The sequence below is a fragment of the Streptomyces sp. NPDC006140 genome (genome assembly GCF_040628815.1).
GTDB lineage: Bacteria > Actinomycetota > Actinomycetes > Streptomycetales > Streptomycetaceae > Streptomyces.
In genome coordinates, this window is record NZ_JBEXTS010000024.1 from 63,659 (window position 1) to 81,935 (window position 18,277).

General features: G+C 71.6%; 18 protein-coding genes. 12 read left to right on the forward strand and 6 right to left on the reverse strand.

What is annotated here, in order from left to right:
- The first annotated feature begins 108 nt into the window (after window positions 1–108).
- The 4 genes from ABZ386_RS38970 to ABZ386_RS38985 all read left to right on the forward strand — a co-directional run bounded on the left by ABZ386_RS38970 (window position 109) and on the right by ABZ386_RS38985 (window position 2,829).
- Window positions 109–1,713: an acyl-CoA carboxylase subunit beta gene (locus tag ABZ386_RS38970; RefSeq protein ID WP_351347222.1), complete on the forward strand. Its 1,605-nt coding sequence runs from the start codon at window positions 109–111 to the stop codon at window positions 1,711–1,713.
- Window positions 1,714–1,728: 15 nt separating this feature from the next.
- A complete protein-coding gene (locus tag ABZ386_RS38975) occupies window positions 1,729–1,938 on the forward strand; it encodes an acyl-CoA carboxylase epsilon subunit (protein ID WP_114254953.1) in 210 nt (69 codons plus the stop codon).
- 109 nt (window positions 1,939–2,047) lie between these two features.
- The gene (locus ABZ386_RS38980) at window positions 2,048–2,176 is read left to right on the forward strand and encodes a hypothetical protein (protein WP_351347224.1); all 129 of its coding nucleotides are present in this window, start codon (window positions 2,048–2,050) and stop codon (window positions 2,174–2,176) included.
- Between the two features lie 32 nt (window positions 2,177–2,208).
- Window positions 2,209–2,829: a nucleoside triphosphate pyrophosphatase gene (locus tag ABZ386_RS38985; RefSeq protein WP_351347226.1), complete on the forward strand. Its 621-nt coding sequence runs from the start codon at window positions 2,209–2,211 to the stop codon at window positions 2,827–2,829.
- On the opposite strand, the gene ABZ386_RS38990 is transcribed toward ABZ386_RS38985, so the two are convergent.
- Window positions 2,798–3,271 carry a hypothetical protein gene (locus ABZ386_RS38990; protein WP_351347228.1) on the reverse strand — a complete coding sequence of 158 codons (474 nt, stop codon included), beginning with the start codon at window positions 3,269–3,271 and terminating at the stop codon, window positions 2,798–2,800. The two genes, ABZ386_RS38985 and ABZ386_RS38990, sit on opposite strands and share 32 nt — an antisense overlap.
- 340 nt (window positions 3,272–3,611) lie before the next feature.
- Between ABZ386_RS38990 and ABZ386_RS38995 the strand changes: the two genes are divergently transcribed.
- Window positions 3,612–5,384, forward strand: coding sequence for a biotin carboxylase N-terminal domain-containing protein (locus ABZ386_RS38995; protein ID WP_355716399.1), 1,773 nt, complete (start codon window positions 3,612–3,614; stop codon window positions 5,382–5,384).
- A gap of 317 nt (window positions 5,385–5,701) precedes the next feature.
- Here the strand turns inward: ABZ386_RS38995 and ABZ386_RS39000 are convergent, their stop codons facing one another.
- Both ABZ386_RS39000 and ABZ386_RS39005 read right to left on the reverse strand, forming a co-directional pair.
- On the reverse strand, window positions 5,702–6,679 hold the full coding sequence (locus ABZ386_RS39000) for a DeoR/GlpR family DNA-binding transcription regulator (protein ID WP_351347232.1): 978 nt from the start codon (window positions 6,677–6,679) through the stop codon (window positions 5,702–5,704).
- A gap of 165 nt (window positions 6,680–6,844) precedes the next feature.
- Window positions 6,845–8,293 carry an NAD(P)H-quinone dehydrogenase gene (locus tag ABZ386_RS39005; protein ID WP_351347234.1) on the reverse strand — a complete coding sequence of 483 codons (1,449 nt, stop codon included), beginning with the start codon at window positions 8,291–8,293 and terminating at the stop codon, window positions 6,845–6,847.
- Between the two features lie 84 nt (window positions 8,294–8,377).
- On the opposite strand from ABZ386_RS39005, the gene ABZ386_RS39010 reads away from it, so the two are divergent.
- The 3 genes from ABZ386_RS39010 to ABZ386_RS39020 all read left to right on the forward strand — a co-directional run bounded on the left by ABZ386_RS39010 (window position 8,378) and on the right by ABZ386_RS39020 (window position 11,761).
- Complete coding sequence (locus tag ABZ386_RS39010) at window positions 8,378–8,815, forward strand: gamma-glutamylcyclotransferase (protein ID WP_355716404.1); 438 nt, start codon at window positions 8,378–8,380, stop codon at window positions 8,813–8,815.
- Window positions 8,816–8,945: 130 nt separating this feature from the next.
- Window positions 8,946–9,770: a purine-nucleoside phosphorylase gene (locus ABZ386_RS39015; protein WP_031119797.1), complete on the forward strand. Its 825-nt coding sequence runs from the start codon at window positions 8,946–8,948 to the stop codon at window positions 9,768–9,770.
- Window positions 9,771–10,129: 359 nt separating this feature from the next.
- Window positions 10,130–11,761 (forward strand): phospho-sugar mutase, encoded by a 1,632-nt coding sequence (locus tag ABZ386_RS39020; RefSeq protein ID WP_358968276.1) that lies wholly within the window; start codon window positions 10,130–10,132, stop codon window positions 11,759–11,761.
- Window positions 11,762–11,962: 201 nt separating this feature from the next.
- Here ABZ386_RS39020 and ABZ386_RS39025 read toward each other — a convergent pair whose 3' ends face one another.
- A complete protein-coding gene (locus ABZ386_RS39025) occupies window positions 11,963–12,667 on the reverse strand; it encodes a PH domain-containing protein (protein ID WP_358968279.1) in 705 nt (234 codons plus the stop codon).
- A gap of 143 nt (window positions 12,668–12,810) precedes the next feature.
- Here ABZ386_RS39025 and deoC point away from each other — a divergent pair, with 143 nt between their 5' ends.
- From deoC to ABZ386_RS39040, 3 genes are read left to right on the forward strand one after another with little or no spacing between them, the layout of a single operon-like run.
- Complete coding sequence (gene deoC / locus ABZ386_RS39030; RefSeq protein ID WP_358968282.1) at window positions 12,811–13,773, forward strand: deoxyribose-phosphate aldolase; 963 nt, start codon at window positions 12,811–12,813, stop codon at window positions 13,771–13,773.
- A gap of 5 nt (window positions 13,774–13,778) precedes the next feature.
- Window positions 13,779–15,215 (forward strand): aldehyde dehydrogenase family protein, encoded by a 1,437-nt coding sequence (locus ABZ386_RS39035; protein WP_351347244.1) that lies wholly within the window; start codon window positions 13,779–13,781, stop codon window positions 15,213–15,215.
- On the forward strand, window positions 15,208–16,095 hold the full coding sequence (locus ABZ386_RS39040) for an aldehyde dehydrogenase family protein (protein ID WP_358968284.1): 888 nt from the start codon (window positions 15,208–15,210) through the stop codon (window positions 16,093–16,095). The genes ABZ386_RS39035 and ABZ386_RS39040 overlap by 8 nt, the downstream gene beginning before the upstream one ends.
- Window positions 16,096–16,162: 67 nt before the next feature.
- Here the strand turns inward: ABZ386_RS39040 and ABZ386_RS39045 are convergent, their stop codons facing one another.
- Entirely contained in the window at window positions 16,163–16,570 is a 408-nt protein-coding gene (locus ABZ386_RS39045; RefSeq protein ID WP_351347248.1) for a hypothetical protein, read from the reverse strand.
- 101 nt (window positions 16,571–16,671) lie between these two features.
- Between ABZ386_RS39045 and ABZ386_RS39050 the strand changes: the two genes are divergently transcribed.
- Window positions 16,672–17,331, forward strand: coding sequence for a uridine kinase (locus tag ABZ386_RS39050; protein ID WP_351347292.1), 660 nt, complete (start codon window positions 16,672–16,674; stop codon window positions 17,329–17,331).
- A 158-nt stretch (window positions 17,332–17,489) separates the two neighbouring features.
- Here ABZ386_RS39050 and ABZ386_RS39055 read toward each other — a convergent pair whose 3' ends face one another.
- A complete protein-coding gene (locus tag ABZ386_RS39055; protein WP_351347250.1) occupies window positions 17,490–18,245 on the reverse strand; it encodes a SigE family RNA polymerase sigma factor in 756 nt (251 codons plus the stop codon).
- Window positions 18,246–18,277: the final 32 nt, after the last annotated feature.

An 18,277-nucleotide genomic window follows, 5' to 3' on the forward strand; every position in this document is an offset into this window, starting at 1 on the left:
AAGACACCCTAGGTGTGGTAAACGCCGCACTGCCGATGTGGAGGGCCCCCACTACTCTACGGATGAGTAACCGTCCCCCCTTTTGAGCAGGCAGGGAGCCGCATCCCGATGTCCGAGCCGGAAGAGCAGCAGCAGCCTGACATTCACACGACCGCGGGCAAACTCGCGGATCTCAAGCGCCGCATCGATGAGGCGACGCACGCCGGCTCCGCACGCGCCGTCGAGAAGCAGCACGCCAAGGGCAAGCTGACGGCCCGTGAGCGGATCGAGCTCCTGCTCGACGAGGGCTCGTTCGTCGAGCTCGACGAGTTCGCCCGGCACCGCTCCACCAACTTCGGCCTCGACAAGAACCGGCCCTACGGCGACGGTGTCGTCACCGGGTACGGCACCGTCGACGGCCGCCCGGTCGCCGTGTTCTCGCAGGACTTCACCGTCTTCGGCGGCGCCCTCGGCGAGGTCTACGGGCAGAAGATCGTCAAGGTCATGGACTTCGCCCTGAAGACCGGCTGCCCGGTCATCGGCATCAACGACTCCGGCGGCGCCCGCATCCAGGAGGGCGTGGCCTCCCTCGGCGCCTACGGCGAGATCTTCCGCCGCAACACCCACGCCTCCGGCGTCATCCCGCAGATCAGCCTGGTCGTCGGCCCGTGCGCGGGCGGGGCCGTCTACTCCCCGGCCATCACCGACTTCACGGTCATGGTCGACCAGACCTCGCACATGTTCATCACCGGCCCGGACGTCATCAAGACCGTCACCGGCGAGGACGTCGGCTTCGAGGAGCTGGGCGGCGCCCGGACCCACAACGCGACCTCCGGCGTCGCCCACCACATGGCGGGTGACGAGAAGGACGCGATCGAGTACATCAAGCAGCTGCTGTCGTACCTGCCGTCCAACAACCTCTCCGAGCCGCCCGCCTTCCCCGAGGAGGCCGACCTGGAGATCACGGACGAGGACCGCGAGCTGGACACGATCGTCCCGGACAGCGCGAACCAGCCGTACGACATGCACGCGGTGATCGAGCACGTCCTGGACGACGCCGAGTTCTTCGAGACGCAGCCGCTGTACGCGCCGAACATCGTCACCGGCTTCGGCCGGGTCGAGGGCCGCCCCGTCGGCATCGTCGCCAACCAGCCGACGCAGCTCGCCGGCTGCCTGGACATCAAGGCCAGCGAGAAGGCGGCCCGCTTCGTACGGACCTGCGACGCCTTCAACGTCCCGGTCCTCACCTTCGTCGACGTCCCCGGCTTCCTGCCCGGCGTCGGCCAGGAGCACGACGGCATCATCCGCCGCGGCGCCAAGCTGATCTACGCCTACGCCGAGGCGACCGTCCCGCTCATCACGATCATCACCCGCAAGGCCTTCGGCGGCGCCTACGACGTCATGGGCTCCAAGCACCTGGGTGCCGATCTCAACCTCGCCTGGCCCACCGCCCAGATCGCCGTCATGGGCGCCCAGGGCGCGGTCAACATCCTGCACCGCCGCACCCTGGCCGAGGCGGAGGCCGCCGGGGAGGACCTGGAGGCGGTCCGGGCCCGGCTGATCCAGGAGTACGAGGACACCCTGCTCAACCCCTACGTCGCGGCCGAGCGCGGCTACGTCGACGCGGTGATCCTGCCGTCCGACACCCGCCGGCACGTCGTACGGGGCCTGCGTCAACTGCGCACGAAGCGGGAATCCCTGCCTCCGAAGAAGCACGGCAACATCCCCCTCTAGCCACCAGGAGCCCACATGACGATCAAGGTCGTACGGGGCAACCCGACCCCGGAGGAGCTGGCCGCCGCCCTGGCGGTGGTCAGGGCGCGCGCCGCGGCGGCAGCGGCGACGCCGCCCGGCGCGCCGACCCCTCGCGACTCCTGGTCCGACCCGTCCCGCATCGCAACCCACCGCCTGCCCCAGCCGGGCCCGACGGCCTGGGGCCGCACCTACTGGCCGGCCTAGAGTTCTCGTCCCGGGGGCGCGGGGAACCGCGCACTGCGGAACAACGCGGGGCGCCGATTTGAGTACCTCTACTCAGGCGCCCCGCCCTGCCAGGCCGCACGCTGGTGGCATGCTGTGGTCCGACCCCGAGAACGAACCGCCCGAAGAACTGCGTGACATGCAGGACATGCTGCGGCGGCTGAGCGTTCTCCTGGCCCTGGCCATGGTGCTGGCGATGCTCGTGATCGGCGTGAGGTGAGCCCGCGGCGGCTCCGCCGATACGCTGAACGCATGACAGATCAGCCGCGCCGCCGACTCGTCCTCGCCTCCCAGTCCCCCGCCCGGCTCGGCCTGCTCCGCCAGGCCGGTCTCGACCCCGAGGTGATCGTGAGCGGCGTCGACGAGGACGCCGTCACCGCCCCCACCCCCGCCGAGCTGGCGCTCGCCCTCGCCGAGGCGAAGGCCTCCGTCGTGGCGGCCCGGCCGGAGGTCAAGGGCGCGATCGTGATCGGCTGCGACTCGGTGCTCGACCTGGACGGCCAGGCCCTCGGCAAGCCCGCGGACGCCGAGGAGGCCACCGCCCGCTGGAAGGCGATGCGCGGCCGGGCCGGCACCCTCCAGACGGGCCACTGCGTCTACGACACGCTGCGGGGCCGCTACGTCTCCGCCACCGCGTCCACGATCGTCCACTTCGGTGAACCCACCGACGAGGAGATCGCCGCCTACGTCGCCTCCGGCGAACCCCTCTACGTCGCCGGTGCGTTCACCCTGGACGGCCGCTCGGCCCCGTTCATCGACGGCATCGACGGCGACCACGGCAACGTCATCGGCATCAGCCTGCCCCTCGTCCGCCGGCTCCTCGGCCAACTGGGCATCGGCATCACGGAGTTGTGGGCGCCGGCGGAGAAGTGACCGGGGGCCCGTCGCCGCCCCGCCCGCCCTCGGGCGCGGCGTCGGCGGGCTCGGCCGGACGGTCGTACGTCATCAGCAGCAGCACGATCAGGGCGAGCACCAGCACCATGAACAGGAACGCGGGCCAGCCGACGAGCCCCCAGGTGAAGGCGCCCAGGATGCCGTGCACGACCGCCGCGCTGATCAGCAGCACGCGCCCGAAGCCGGCCGGGGGCCGGTCCCGCAGCGCCACGAGCAGGGCGACCAGGCCGCACAGCGCGAAGTAGAGGCCGAAGGCGATCCCGCCGATCTTCGACGACACCGCCATCATGTGCGGGTCGAGCCCGGCCAGGGACATGTCCTGCCGGTCGACGACGACCCCCAGGAACCAGTTGAGCCCCGCGATGCCGAACGCCTCGGCGAACAGCACCACCGCCACGACCCACGCCACCGGCCTGCGCATCACCGCGCCCACCCTCTTCCCTCCGAAGACATCGCGAACGCTACTAACCGGTAAACCCGGGGACAAGGGTCCGGTGGCGGGCAAAGAATCATTGGGCCATTCGTAGGGACTCCACAAAGAAACAGAGTGGCCCGCAGCACGTGATGACAGAGACCTTCCCCACAGGGGAGGGCTAGGGTTTCCCGGAGGAGCACTGCGTATCGCGGTGCGACAAGGGATTTTGCGGGTCGAGCGAGCCTCGCATCACGCTCCGTGTGGGCAAGCTCACCACTGGGGACGGGTCGAAGTGCCGTGTCGGCAGTCCCTAAACTCGGCTTGTTTCAAGGAGGGAGCCTCAATCGTGCGCAAGGTGCTCATCGCCAACCGTGGCGAAATCGCTGTCCGCGTGGCCCGGGCCTGCCGGGACGCCGGGATCGCGAGCGTGGCCGTCTACGCCGACCCGGACCGGGACGCTCTGCATGTCCGCGCCGCGGATGAGGCGTTCGCCCTGGGCGGTGACACCCCGGGCACCAGCTACCTCGACATCGAGAAGGTGCTGAAGGCCGCGCGGGAGTCGGGCGCGGACGCGATCCACCCCGGCTACGGCTTCCTCTCCGAGAACGCCGACTTCGCCCAGGCGGTCCTGGACGCGGGCCTGATCTGGATCGGCCCGCCCCCGCAGGCGATCCGCGACCTCGGTGACAAGGTCGCCGCCCGGCACATCGCGCAGCGCGCGGGCGCCCCGCTGGTGGCGGGCACGCCCGACCCGGTCTCGGGTGCGGAGGAGGTCGTCGCCTTCGCCGAGGAGCACGGGCTGCCGATCGCCATCAAGGCCGCCTTCGGCGGCGGCGGCCGGGGTCTGAAGGTCGCGCGCACGCTGGAAGAGGTGCCGGAGCTGTACGACTCGGCGGTCCGTGAGGCCGTCGCCGCGTTCGGCCGGGGCGAGTGCTTCGTCGAGCGCTACCTGGACAAGCCGCGCCACGTGGAGACGCAGTGCCTGGCCGACACCCACGGCAACGTGGTCGTCGTCTCCACCCGTGACTGCTCGCTGCAGCGCCGCCACCAGAAGCTGGTCGAGGAGGCGCCCGCGCCGTTCCTGTCCGAGCAGCAGGTCGCCGAGCTGTACCGCGCGTCGAAGGCCATCCTGAAGGAGGCCGGCTACGTCGGCGCCGGCACGGTCGAGTTCCTCGTCGGCCTCGACGGCACGATCTCCTTCCTGGAGGTCAACACCCGTCTGCAGGTGGAGCACCCGGTCACCGAGGAAGTCGCCGGCATCGACCTGGTGCGCGAGATGTTCCGCATCGCCGACGGCGAGGAGCTGGGCTACGACGACCCGGTGCTGCGCGGCCACTCCTTCGAGTTCCGCATCAACGGCGAGGACCCGGGCCGCAACTTCCTCCCGGCGCCCGGCACGGTCACGACCTTCGACCCGCCCTCGGGCCCGGGCGTCCGCCTGGACGCGGGCGTGGAGTCCGGCTCGGTCATCGGCCCGGCGTGGGACTCGCTGCTGGCCAAGCTGATCGTCACCGGCCGCACGCGCAAGGAGGCCCTGGAGCGGGCCGCGCGTGCGCTGGAGGAGTTCCAGGTCGAGGGCATGGCGACGGCGATCCCGTTCCACCGCGCGGTGGTGAAGGACCCCGCCTTCGCGCCGGAACTCACCGGTTCGTCCGACCCGTTCACGGTCCACACCCGGTGGATCGAGACGGAGTTCGTCAACGAGATCAAGCCGTTCGCCGCGCCGGCCGACGCCGAGGCGGACGAGGAGCCGGGCCGCGAGACGGTCGTCGTCGAGGTCGGCGGCAAGCGGCTGGAGGTCTCCCTGCCGTCCTCGCTGGGCATGTCCCTGGCCCGTACGGGCCTCGCGGCGGGCGCCAAGCCGAAGCGCCGCGCGGCGAAGAAGTCGGGCCCCGTCGCCTCCGGCGACACCCTCGCCTCGCCGATGCAGGGCACGATCGTCAAGGTCGCGGTCGAGGAGGGCCAGGAGGTCAAGGAGGGCGACCTGGTCGTCGTCCTGGAGGCCATGAAGATGGAACAGCCCCTCAACGCCCACAAGTCCGGCACGATCAAGGCCCTGTCGGCGGAGATCGGCGCGTCGGTGACGTCGGGCGCGGTGATCTGCGAGATCAAGGACTGAGGCCAGCGGCCCGCAACGCCTACGGCGCGGCCCCGGGTCGGGGCCGCGCCGGGGGGTGTCCGTCCTCGGAACGGCGCGGTCGACTTGCGCACCGACTGACTGTCCGTTGACGCGCCAACCGCTGCGGGCGGACACCCCCCGACACGTCCCCTCGCGTCGTACGGCGGCTGCCGGTCCGCTTAGCTGCGGGCAATCGTGCCGCTAAGGGCGGCACGGGTGGGCGCAGCGGCACCCCGCGGCGCCGGGTTGCGCAACGCCCCGGCCGGGCGACAACGCCGAGCATCTGGCGACCCGCAGCGGCTCAACACCCCCCGCCGTCAACGCCGCCGCAGATCCGCCACCCGAGCCCGCTCCGCCCCCGGCCCCTGCTCCCCGAGCATCGAGGTGGACCGCAACCCGCCGCCCCCACCCCCCGGCACCTGCCGCCGAGGCCCGGGCAACGGCACATCCCGACGCTGCTGGCGCGCCGGGACGGCATCACCCCCGGGGCCCGAAGACCCCGCGGAACCCCCCTGCCCCCCGGCCACGGCGATCTGCACGCCCTGGTCGGCGAGTGCCTGGAGCTCCGTGGCCGCACGGTCGTCGTGCGCGGGCGGCTCGTCCGTCACGAGGCGCGTGATGAGGTCCGTCGGCACGGTCTGGAACATCGTGTCCGTCCCGAGCTTGGTGTGGTCCGCGAGGACCACCACCTCCGCGGCGGCCTGCACCAACGCCCGGTCGACGGACGCCGACAGCATGTTGGACGTGGACAGCCCCCGCTCGGCGGTCAGCCCGCTCCCGGACAGGAACGCCCGCGACACCCGCAGCCCGTGCAGGGACTGCTCGGCACCGCTGCCGACGAGGGCGTAGTTCGAACCGCGGAGCGTACCGCCGGTCATCACGACCTCGACCCGGTTGGCGTGGGCCAGCGCCTGCGCCACCAGCAGCGAGTTGGTGACGACGGTCAGGCCGGGCACCCGGGCGAGCCGGCGGGCCAGCTCCTGGGTCGTCGTACCCGCCCCGACCACGATCGCCTCTCCCTCTTCCACGAGATTCGCGGCGAGGTCGGCGATGGCGGTCTTCTCGGCGGTCGCGAGATGAGACTTCTGCGGAAAGCCGGACTCCCGCGTGAAACCGCCCGGCAGTACCGCACCGCCGTGCCGGCGGTCGAGGAGTCCTTCTGCCTCCAGTGCGCGCACGTCCCGCCGTACGGTCACTTCGGAGGTCTGGACGACGCGGGCGAGCTCACGGAGCGACACGGCCCCGTTCGCTCGCACCATTTCGAGGATCAATTGGCGACGTTCTGCAGCGAACACGAAACTGACAGTAACGCCAGCGACCGTCTGCTTTCAGCAGTTTGCGCTGAATAGCAGAAGATGTTCGCACCGAGCAGCGGGAAGTGGTATAGGGCCTAGTCCCGCCGCCTATGCCGTACGAATGGTCGAACACTCCCCGTGACCAGCGAGGAGACGGTTTCGGCCTCAGCCCTCGCCGTTCATCTTCCGCGTGTGCAACTGCCGTGCCACCTCCGCGATCGAGCCCGACAGGGAGGGGTAGACGGTGAAGGCGTTCGCGATCTGTTCGACTGTCAGATTGTTGTCGACCGCGATCGAGATGGGGTGGATCAGTTCCGAGGCGCGCGGCGCCACGACGACACCACCGACCACGATGCCCGTGCCCGGACGGCAGAAGATCTTGACGAAGCCGTCGCGGATGCCCTGCATCTTGGCGCGCGGGTTGCGCAGCAGCGGCAGCTTCACCACCCGGGCGTCGATCTTCCCGGCGTCGACGTCGGCCTGTGTGTAGCCGACGGTGGCGATCTCCGGGTCGGTGAAGACGTTCGACGAGACGGTCTTCAGGTTCAGCGGGGCCACGGCGTCGCCCAGGAAGTGGTACATGGCGATACGTCCCTGCATGGCGGCCACGGACGCGAGGGCGAACACCCCGGTCACGTCACCGGCCGCGTACACGCCCGGAGCGGTCGTGCGCGAGACCTTGTCGGTCCAGATGTGACCGGACTCGCGCAGCCGGACACCGGCCTCCTCCAGCCCCATGCCCGCGCTGTTGGGCACGGCGCCGACGGCCATGAGGCAGTGCGAGCCGGTGATGACCCGCCCGTCGGCCAGCGTGACCTCGACCCGGTCGCCGGCCCGCTTGGCGGACTGGGCCCGGGAACGCCCCATGACGTTCATGCCGCGCCGCCGGAAGACGTCCTCCAGTACGGCCGCCGCATCCGGGTCCTCACCGGGCAGCACGCGGTCGCGCGAGGACACCAGCGTCACCTTCGAGCCGAGTGCCTGGTAGGCACCGGCGAACTCGGCACCGGTCACACCGGACCCCACCACGATCAGCTCTTCCGGCAGCTCGTCGAGGTCGTAGACCTGCGTCCAGTTCAGGATCCGCTCGCCGTCCGGCTTGGCGTCCGGCAGCTCACGGGGGTGCCCGCCGGTGGCGATCAGCACCGCGTCCGCCGTGAGGGTCTCCTCGCTCCCGTCGGCGGCGCGCACCACGACCTTGCGCGACCCGTCGAGCGCCTGCATGCCCTCCAGCCGCCCGCGCCCGCGCAGGACACGCGCCCCGGCACGGGTCACGGAGGCGGTGATGTCATGCGACTGGGCCAGCGCGAGCCGCTTGACACGCCGGTTGACCTTGCCCAGGTCGACGCCCACCACCCGGGCGCTCTGCTCCATGGGCGGGGTGTCGTCGGCGACGATGATGCCCAGTTCCTCGTACGAGGAGTCGAAGGTGGTCATCACCTCGGCCGTGGCGATCAGGGTCTTCGACGGCACGCAGTCGGTGAGCACCGACGCCCCGCCCAGACCGTCGCAGTCGACGACGGTCACCTCCGCACCGAGTTGCGCGGCGACCAGCGCCGCTTCGTATCCGCCGGGTCCGCCACCGATGATCACGATCCGAGTCACGTCCTCCATTGTCCCGCACCCCTCGGGGCGGCACCGCCCCGGGGCGGCTCTGTTGCGGGAGTGACGCCGTTCGGCCTGCCGTACCCTCTCCCCATGTCGCTCTACGCCGCGTACGCCGGCAACCTCGACGCGCGGCTGATGTCCCGCCGCGCCCCGCACTCGCCGCTGCGCGCCACCGGCTGGCTGAACGGGTGGCGACTGACCTTCGGCGGCGAGCACATGGGCTGGGAGGGCGCCCTGCCGACGATCGTCGAGGACCCCCTCTCCCAGGTCTTCGTCGCGCTGTACGACATCGCCCCCATGGACGAGGAGTCGCTCGACCGCTGGGAGGGCGTGAGCCTCGACATCTACCGCCGCACGCGGGTACGGGTCCACACCCTGGAGGGTGACGAGCAGGCGTGGGCCTTCACCCTCAACGCCTACGAGGGCGGCCTGCCCTCCGCCCGCCACCTGGGCGAGATCGCCGACGCGGCCGAGTCGGCCGGCGCCCCCCACGACTACGTCATGGAACTCCGCAAGCGCCCCTGCTGACGACCGCCCGGGGCACCGCCTCGGCACCGCCGCTCGGGCACTCCTTCGTCGGAAACGACAAGACAACGATCGCCGCCCCGTGAGCTCTGCCATCTACGCGCGTAGGCATTCACCGGCTACCCTCATCGGCGTGAACGCATCTCTTCTTCCGGACGACATCCAGGGCGACCCCCACGCCGCCGCCGACGCCGCCGCGGCCCGCCTGCGCGAACTCACGGGCGCCGAGACCCACGACGTCGCCCTCGTGATGGGCTCCGGCTGGGCCCCGGCCGTCGACGCCCTGGGTGCCCCCGAGGCCGAGCTCCAGGTCACCGAGCTGCCCGGTTTCCCGCCGCCGGCGGTGGAGGGCCACGGAGGCAAGATCCGCTCGTACCGGATCGGCAACAAGCGCGCCCTGGTCTTCCTGGGCCGGACGCACTACTACGAGGGCCGCGGCGTGGCCGCCGTCGCCCACGGCGTCCGCACGGCCGTCTCGGCCGGCTGCAAGACGGTCGTCCTCACCAACGGCTGCGGCGGCCTGCGCGAGGGCATGCGCCCCGGCCAGCCGGTCCTGATCAGCGACCACATCAACCTCACCGCCACCTCCCCCATCATCGGCGCCAACTTCGTCGACCTCACCGACCTCTACTCCCCGCGCCTGCGGGCCCTGTGCAAGGAGGTCGACCCCACGCTGGAGGAGGGCGTCTACGCCCAGTTCCCCGGCCCGCACTACGAGACTCCGGCCGAGATCCGCATGGCCCGGGTCATCGGCGCGGACCTGGTGGGCATGTCGACGGTCCTGGAGGCGATCGCCGCGCGGGAGGCGGGCGCCGAGGTTCTGGGCATCTCCCTCGTCACGAACCTCGCCGCGGGCATGACGGGCGAACCCCTGAACCACGAAGAGGTTCTCCAGGCCGGGCGTGACTCCGCCACACGGATGGGTTCGCTGCTGGCCCAGGTCCTGGGACGCCTGTAAGCACCCCCGCGCCGGTGCCGGGGCCGGGTGGGTCCGCAACCCGGCGGAGCGGGGTGCCTCCCCTAGCGGCACGCCTGCCCGCAGCCAGGGCAGCTGGGCGGGAGCCACGACGCACCCGCACCCGCGCACGGCGGCGAGGGGACGTGTCGGGGGGTGTCCGCCCGCAGCGGTTGGCGCGTCAACGAACGGTTAGCCGGTACGCAACCCCATCGCGCCGTTCCGAGGACGGACACCCCCCGACACGTCCCCGACCCACCCCCCGGCGAGAAGGCGAAGACGCGCACCCCCACCGAAGCAGCCACAGGCGCCGCATGCACCTCCACCTGCACCACGACAAACGGAGAGGCTGACACCACACCGTGCACGACGAACTCATCGCACAGGCCCAGGCCTGGCTCACCGAGGACCCCGACCCGGACACCCGCACCGAGCTCGCCCGCCTCATCGACGCCGAGGACCACGCCGAACTCGCCGCCCGCTTCTCCGGCACCCTCCAGTTCGGCACCGCCGGCCTCCGCGGCGAACTCGGCGCCGGCCCCATGCGCATGAACCGCTCGGTCGTCATCCGCGCCGCCGCGGGCCTCGCCGCGTACCTCAGGAAGCAGGGCCACGACAACGGCCTCGTCGTCATCGGCTACGACGCCCGCCACAAGTCACGCGACTTCGCCCTCGACACGGCCGCCGTCATGACCGGCGCCGGCCTGCGCGCGGCGGTCCTCCCCCGCCCCCTCCCCACCCCCGTCCTCGCCTTCGCGATAAGGCACCTCGGCGCGGTCGCCGGCGTGGAGGTCACCGCCAGCCACAACCCGCCCCGTGACAACGGCTACAAGGTGTACCTCGGCGACGGCTCCCAGATCGTCCCCCCGGCGGACGCCGACATCGCCGCGGAGATCGCCGCCGTCCCGTCCCTCACCACCGTCCGCCGCCCCACCGAAGGCTGGGACACCCTCGACGACAGCGTCCTCGACGCGTACCTCGCCCGCACCGACGCCGTCCTGGCCAAGGACACCCCGCGCACGGCCCGCACGGTGTACACGGCGATGCACGGCGTCGGCAAGGACGTCCTCCTCGCCGCCTTCGCCCGCGCCGGCTTCCCGGAACCGGCCCTCGTCACGGAGCAGGCCGACCCCGACCCGGAGTTCCCGACCGTCGCGTTCCCCAACCCGGAGGAACCCGGCGCGATGGACCTGGCGTTCGCCAAGGCCCGCGAGACCGCCCCGGACCTGATCATCGCCAACGACCCGGACGCGGACCGCTGCGCCGTCGCCGTACAGGACGGCGCGGACTGGCGCATGCTCCGCGGCGACGAGGTCGGCGCGCTCCTCGCCGCCCACCTGGTCCGCCGCGGCGCGACGGGCACGTTCGCCGAGTCGATCGTCTCCTCCTCCCTCCTCGGGCGCATCGCCGAGAAGGCGGGCCTGCGCCACGTCGAGACGCTCACCGGCTTCAAGTGGATCGCCCGCGCGGAGGGCCTGCGCTACGGCTACGAGGAGGCCCTCGGCTACTGCGTGGACCCCGACGGCGTCCGCGACAAGGACGGCATCACGGCGGCGCTCCTGGTCACGGAACTGGCGTCGCAGCTGAAGGAGGAGGGCCGCACCCTCCTCGACCTCCTCGACGACCTGGCGGTGGAGCACGGCCTGCACGCGACGGACCAGCTGTCGGTCCGCGTGCAGGACCTCTCCCTCATCGCGGCGGCGATGACCCGCCTGCGCGAGCAGCCCCCGACCGAACTGGCCGGACTGCCCATCACCCGCACCGACGACCTCACCCAGGGCACGGCCGACCTCCCGCCCACGGACGGCCTGCGCTACACGCTCGACGGCGCCCGGGTCATCGTCCGCCCGAGCGGCACGGAGCCGAAGCTGAAGTGCTACCTGGAAGTGGTGATCCCGGTCGCGTCACACACCGACCTCCCCGAGGCCCGCGCGCAGGCGACGGCCCTCCTGGAGTCGATCAAGCGCGACCTGTCGACGGCAGCGGGAATCTGACCCAAGGGGCGCCCGGCCAACCACCGAGCGCCCCACCACCAGACGCCCCTGAACGCCCGACCGCCCACCGGCACGAACCCCACCCAGCCGCGTCACCAACGTCCCCGGACAGCACAACTAGGTCCTGTCGCCCCGCCCGCTCCACGGCCTTTACGGCCGCCCGGTCCCCCGGACCGCCCGGTCCCCGGCCCGTCAGGACCGTCAGCCCACCGCCACCAGGATCAGTACCAGCACCGCCCCGGCGAGAGCCGGGCCCATGATCTCGTAGGCCCACCGCACGGTCACCTCACCCTGCGCGGACTCCGCCTGGCGCCGGTCCTCGTGCAGGGCGCGCAGATCGTCCATGATCCGGTCGGTCTCGGCCCGCACGGGCCCGTCGGACACGGGGCTCGCGCCCGAGCCACCTCCGAGCCCCGCACGCATGCCGAGCGCGCTGCCGCGCTCCTCGCCCCGCCCCATCGCCCGCCGCGCCTGCGCGGACGCCCGCATCTCACGCCGCGCCGCCTTCTTCCGGGCCCGCAGCGAAACCGGCACGGCCCACAGCTGGTACTTCGTGCCGGACTCGGTGAGGACCTCGTTCGAGTAGGCGGACCGCAGGGACGCGACCTGTCCCCACGGCACCACGATCACCCGGAACGGGTTGCGGATCCGCAGCCGGTCATCCCCGGCGTACACGGCGGGCCGCAGCGTGAAGGCGACCACCAGCGGTACGACGAGCAGCAGCACGGCGAGCGCCAGCCACGGCGTGCGGCCCTCCCCGGCGACCACCGCGTCGACGCCGATCCACCCGGCGATGCCGAGCAGCATCGCGCCACCGGCGATGGCCGGAGCCGACCGGTACACCCGGTCCTTGGACTCGGGCTCCGAAGGCTGCGGCGCTGGCGACTGGGGTTCGGGGCTCGTCATGTCTCGATTCTGCCGGACCGGTTCCGCGCCCTGTCATCCGCGTCCTGTCATCCGCACCGTGCCATCCGCGCCCTGCCATCAGCCCGAGGACAGTCGGAGGGCTGTACAGCCGCTACGCGCGTAGATATGCTCGTCTGGTGACCATGCCCAGTTCTGCACTCACCGCAGCTCACCCCCTCAAGGACGTCACCGCGTCCGACAGCGCGCTGCGCCGCTTCCTCCACGGGCTTCCGGGCGTCGACGCGGTCGGGCTCGAGGGGCGTGCGGCCTCCCTCGGCACCCGTTCGATCAAGACGACCGCGAAGGCGTACGCCATCGACCTCGCCATCTCGATGGTCGACCTGACGACGCTGGAAGGCGCGGACACCCCGGGCAAGGTCCGGGCGCTCGGCGCGAAGGCGGTCAAGCCCGACCCGACCGACCGTACGACGCCCAGCACGGCCGCGGTCTGCGTCTACCCCGACATGGTGGCCGTGGCCAAGGAGGCCGTCGCCGGCTCCGGCGTGAAGGTCGCCTCGGTGGCCACGGCGTTCCCGGCCGGCCGTGCCTCGCTCAACGTCAAGCTGACCGACGTGCGCGAGGCCGTCGCCGCGGGCGCCGACGAGATCGACATGGTCATCGACCGCGGGGCGTTCCTCGCGGGCCGATACTTGAAGGTGTACGACGAGATCACCGCCGTGAAGGAGGCCTGCGGCACGTCCGCGCGCCTGAAGGTCATCTTCGAGACGGGCGAGCTCTCGACGTACGACAACATCCGCCGCGCGAGCTGGCTCGGCATGCTGGCGGGGGCGGACTTCATCAAGACGTCCACCGGAAAGGTCGCGGTCAACGCGACCCCGGCGAACACGCTGCTGATGCTGGAGGCGGTGCGTGACTTCAAGGCGCAGACCGGCATCCAGGTGGGCGTGAAGCCGGCCGGCGGCATCCGCACCTCCAAGGACGCCGTCAAGTTCCTCGTGCTGGTCAACGAGACGGCGGGCGAGGACTGGCTGGACAACCACTGGTTCCGCTTCGGCGCCTCCTCGCTGCTGAACGACCTGCTGATGCAGCGCCAGAGGCTGGCCACCGGCCGCTACTCCGGTCCCGACTACGTGACGGTGGACTGATCACCATGGCACCCGTATTCGCATACGCCCCGGCCCCCGAGTCCCGCGCGATCGTCGACATCGCGCCCTCGTACGGCCTGTTCATCGACGGCGAGTTCGTCGAGGCGGCGGACGGCAAGGTCTTCAAGACCGTCTCCCCGTCCACCGAGGAGGTCCTGTCGGAGATCGCGCAGGCCGGTTCCGAGGACGTCGACCGCGCGGTGAAGGCCGCGCGCAGGGCGTTCGAGAAGTGGTCGGCGCTGCCGGGCCCGGAGCGCGCCAAGTACCTGTTCCGCATCGCGCGGATCATCCAGGAGCGCTCCCGCGAGCTGGCCGTCCTCGAAACCCTCGACAACGGCAAGCCGATCAAGGAGACGCGCGACGCGGACCTCCCCCTGGTCGCCGCGCACTTCTTCTACTACGCGGGCTGGGCCGACAAGCTCGACCACGCCGGTTTCGGCGCGAACCCCCGGCCCCTCGGTGTCGCCGGCCAGGTCATCCCCTGGAACTTCCCCCTGCTGATGCTGGCGTGGAAGATCGCCCCGGCCCTGGCGACGGGCAACACGGTCGTCCTGAAGCCCGCCGAGACGACTCCCCTCTCCGCCCTGTTCTTCGCGGACATCTGCCGCCAGGCGGGCCTGCCCAAGGGCGTCGTCAACATCCTCCCGGGCTACGGCGACACGGGCGCGGCGCTGGTGGCCCACCCGGACGTGAACAAGGTGGCCTTCACCGGCTCCACGGCCGTCGGCAAGGAGATCGCCCGCACGGTCGCCGGCACCCGCAAGAAGCTCACCCTCGAACTGGGCGGCAAGGGCGCCAACATCGTCTTCGACGACGCCCCGATCGACCAGGCCGTCGAGGGCATCGTCAACGGCATCTTCTTCAACCAGGGCCAGGTCTGCTGCGCGGGCAGCCGTCTGCTGGTCCAGGAGTCGATCCAGGACGAGCTGCTGGACTCCCTGAAGCGCAGGCTCTCCACGCTCCGCCTCGGCGACCCGCTGGACAAGAACACGGACATCGGCGCGATCAACTCCGAGGAGCAGCTCACGCGCATCACCTCGCTCGTCGAGCAGGGCGAGGCGGAGGGCGCCGAGCGCTGGTCCCCGGCCTGCGATCTGCCGGAGAGCGGCTACTGGTTCGCGCCGACGCTGTTCACGAACGTCACCCAGGCGCACCGGATCGCCCGGGACGAGATCTTCGGCCCGGTGCTGTCGGTGCTGACGTTCCGCACGCCGGACGAGGCGGTCGCCAAGGCCAACAACACGCCGTACGGCCTGTCCGCCGGCATCTGGACGGAGAAGGGCTCGCGCATCCTGGCGGTCGCGAACAAGCTCCGCGCGGGCGTCGTCTGGTCCAACACGTTCAACAAGTTCGACCCGACCTCGCCGTTCGGCGGCTACAAGGAGTCGGGCTTCGGCCGCGAGGGCGGTCGCCACGGCCTGGAGGCGTACCTCGATGTCTGACACGCGACTCAGTGTCCTCAAGACCTACAAGCTGTACGTGGGCGGCAAGTTCCCGCGTTCCGAGAGCGGCCGGGTGTACGAGGTGACCGACGCAAAGGGCAACTGGCTGGCCAACGCGCCCCTCTCCTCCCGCAAGGACGCCCGGGACGCGGTCGTCGCGGCCCGCAAGGCGTTCGGCGGCTGGTCCGGGGCGACGGCGTACAACCGGGGCCAGGTGCTCTACCGCGTGGCCGAGATGCTGGAGGGCCGCCGGGACCAGTTCGTGCGCGAGGTGGCCGACGCGGAGAGCCTGTCGAAGTCCAAGGCGGCGGCGGTCGTGGACGCGACGATCGACCGCTGGGTCTGGTACGCGGGCTGGACCGACAAGATCGCCCAGGTGGTCGGCGGCGGCAACCCGGTCGCGGGCCCGTTCTTCAACCTGTCCTCCCCCGAGCCGACGGGCGTGGTCGCCGTCCTGGCGCCCCAGGAGTCGTCCTTCCTGGGCCTGGTGTCGGTGCTCGCCCCGGTGATCGCCACGGGCAACACGGCGGTCGTGGTGGCCAGCGAGAAGGCCCCGCTGCCCGCGCTGTCCCTGGCCGAGGTGCTGGCCACCTCGGACGTCCCCGGCGGCGTGGTCAACGTCCTGTCGGGCCGCACGGCGGAGATCGCCGCTCCGCTCGCCGCGCACCAGGACGTCAACGCGATCGACCTCGCGGGCGCCGACGAGGCGCTGGCGAAGGAGCTGGAGATCGCCGCGGCCGACAACCTCAAGCGCGTGCTCCGTCCACAGCCTGTGGATTACGCGGAGACCCCGGGCATCGACCGCATGACGGCGTTCCTGGAGACCAAGACGGTCTGGCACCCCACGGGTTCGCTGGGCGCGTCGGGTTCGTCGTACTAGGCGCCCCACAGCCGAAGCCCCGGCTCTCCTCCGTCCGGGAGGGCCGGGGCTTCTTTCGCGTGCGTGCCTACTGCTGCGACAGCAGCCCGGCCGCCTGCCCCACCACCGGGATGCTCGCGATCGACTGGGCCTGCGCCACCGGCCCCGTCAGTGCCTGGGACGTCATCGGCTTGAAGTCGGCGAGCTTGGTGCCGACGCCGTTGTCGAGCGGGTCGACTCCCGTGCCGGCGAGGGGGTTGGGCTTGAGGCCGGCCACGGGGCCGGTGACGTAGCCGAGGGTGCCGGTGGTGGCCTGGAGGCCGGACTGGGGGTCGATCCTGCCGAGGGAGGTGGGCCGGGTGTTGACCACGCCCAGGACCGACTCGGCGTCCGCCGCGGCCGTCGCCGTACCCGACCCCAGCGCCGCTCCCGCGGTCGCGAGGACGGCCAGGGCGCGCCGGGCGGCCGGCTTCTTGGGTGAGTCGTGTCGGGCCATCGCTGCCACCTTCTGATGCACTCGGTAACCGTAACGACACAAAGGGTAGTTGAGGTGTGACGCGCGCATCAAAGGCGACCCGCGGGGTCGTACGGCCCCCGATGGATGCCTCACACTGGTGTCCCGTGAGTTCCCCTCTGCCCATACCGACGCGAGTCGTGCTGCTCTGCGGCCCTTCAGGCTCCGGCAAGTCCCTCCTCGCGGCCCGCTCCGGCCTCCCGGTGCTCCGGCTCGACGACTTCTACAAGGAGGGCGACGACCCGACGCTGCCCCTGGTGGCGGGGAGTGCCGACATCGACTGGGACCATCCGGACTCGTGGGACGCGGAGGCGGCCGTCGCCGCGATCACCGACCTGTGCCGCACGGGCCGGGCGCGCGTCCCCCTCTACGACATCGCCCTCAGCGCCCGTACCGGCGAGGAGACGATCGAGATCGGGCGGACCCCGCTGTTCGTCGCGGAGGGCGTCTTCGCCGCCGACATCGTCCGGCGCTGCCAGGAACTGGGTGTGCTCGCCGACGCGCTGTGCCTGAGCCGTGGCCCGGTGAAGACCTTCCGCCGCCGTTTCCTGCGGGATCTGCGGGAGGGCCGCAAGTCGGTGCCGTTCCTGCTGCGCCGCGGCTGGCGCCTGATGCGGCAGGAACGCTCGATCGTCGCCCGCCAGACCGCGCTGGGCGCGCACGCCTGCGACCGCGACGAGGCGATGGGCCGGCTGGCGGCGGCCGCCGCGGGCCGCTGCGCGAGCCTGCGCACGGCGGCCTGAGCGGACGGTACGCACACGAAAGCGGGACTGGACGGACCCCCCGGCCCTCCAGTCCCGCTCTGGTGCTCCCCCGTGTCCCCCACTTCCCGCGGCGACGCCCCCCAGCGTCCCCGCAGGTCCCCCGTGGGCCCCCGTGTGGTGCTTCCCCCCCCGTACCTTCAGGCGACGAGCTCGCCGAAGGCGTCCTCCTCGTCACGGCCGAAGCTGAGGACCTCGTCCTCGCGCAGCCGGCGGAGCGACCGCCAGATGCTGGACTTCACCGTGCCGACACTGATGTCGAGGATCTCCGCGATCTCCGGGTCCGTGCGGCCCTCGTAGTAGCGCAGGACCAGCATGGTGCGCTGGAGCTCGGGCAGCCGGGCCAGCGCCTGCCACAGGACCGCGCGCAGTTCGGTGCCGCGCATCGCGTCCGTGTCGCCGGGCGTCTCCGGCAGTTCCTCGGTCGGGTACTCGTTGAGCTTGCGGCGCCGCCAGGCGCTGATGTGCAGGTTGGTCATGGTGCGGCGGAGGTATCCGCCGACCGCGGCCTTGTCACTGATCCGGTCCCACGCCCGGTAGGTCGAGAACAGCGCGCTCTGCAGCAGGTCCTCGGCCTCGAAGCGGTCGCCGGTGAGGTGGTAGGCGGTGGCGTACAGGGAGGCGCGGCGCTCCTGGACGTAGGCGGTGAACTCCGCCTCCGTCAGCGAACGACGCTCCCCCGAGTCCTCCCTGTACGCGGTTCCCCCGTGAACCGCCCCCGTCCCCTTGCTCTCCCCCGTGTGCGCGTCAACCACCGTCATGAACGCGGTGTGCTGACGCCCGGTGCCGCGAGCGCACCCCCGCCCGCTCACGGCACCGGACTTCTCGGAACCCCGGTGCACGTCGTGCAGACGCGTGATCACTGCGCTGGTGGTGGTGCCGTGCAGCGTGTTCATCTCGCGCCCCCCGTCGTGGACTTACCGGTGTG

Coding starts and splice junctions, on each gene's coding strand:
- ABZ386_RS38970 (WP_351347222.1), top strand. CDS start 109: ATGTCCGAGCCGGAAGAGCAGCAGCAGCCTGACATTCACACGACCGCG.
- ABZ386_RS38975 (WP_114254953.1), top strand. CDS start 1,729: ATGACGATCAAGGTCGTACGGGGCAACCCGACCCCGGAGGAGCTGGCC.
- ABZ386_RS38980 (WP_351347224.1), top strand. CDS start 2,048: ATGCTGTGGTCCGACCCCGAGAACGAACCGCCCGAAGAACTGCGTGAC.
- ABZ386_RS38985 (WP_351347226.1), top strand. CDS start 2,209: ATGACAGATCAGCCGCGCCGCCGACTCGTCCTCGCCTCCCAGTCCCCC.
- ABZ386_RS38990 (WP_351347228.1), bottom strand. CDS start 3,271: ATGCGCAGGCCGGTGGCGTGGGTCGTGGCGGTGGTGCTGTTCGCCGAG.
- ABZ386_RS39005 (WP_351347234.1), bottom strand. CDS start 8,293: ATGGAGGACGTGACTCGGATCGTGATCATCGGTGGCGGACCCGGCGGA.
- ABZ386_RS39010 (WP_355716404.1), top strand. CDS start 8,378: ATGTCGCTCTACGCCGCGTACGCCGGCAACCTCGACGCGCGGCTGATG.
- ABZ386_RS39025 (WP_358968279.1), bottom strand. CDS start 12,667: ATGACGAGCCCCGAACCCCAGTCGCCAGCGCCGCAGCCTTCGGAGCCC.
- deoC (WP_358968282.1), top strand. CDS start 12,811: ATGCCCAGTTCTGCACTCACCGCAGCTCACCCCCTCAAGGACGTCACC.
- ABZ386_RS39035 (WP_351347244.1), top strand. CDS start 13,779: ATGGCACCCGTATTCGCATACGCCCCGGCCCCCGAGTCCCGCGCGATC.
- ABZ386_RS39040 (WP_358968284.1), top strand. CDS start 15,208: ATGTCTGACACGCGACTCAGTGTCCTCAAGACCTACAAGCTGTACGTG.
- ABZ386_RS39045 (WP_351347248.1), bottom strand. CDS start 16,570: ATGGCCCGACACGACTCACCCAAGAAGCCGGCCGCCCGGCGCGCCCTG.
- ABZ386_RS39050 (WP_351347292.1), top strand. CDS start 16,672: ATGGATGCCTCACACTGGTGTCCCGTGAGTTCCCCTCTGCCCATACCG.
- ABZ386_RS39055 (WP_351347250.1), bottom strand. CDS start 18,245: ATGAACACGCTGCACGGCACCACCACCAGCGCAGTGATCACGCGTCTG.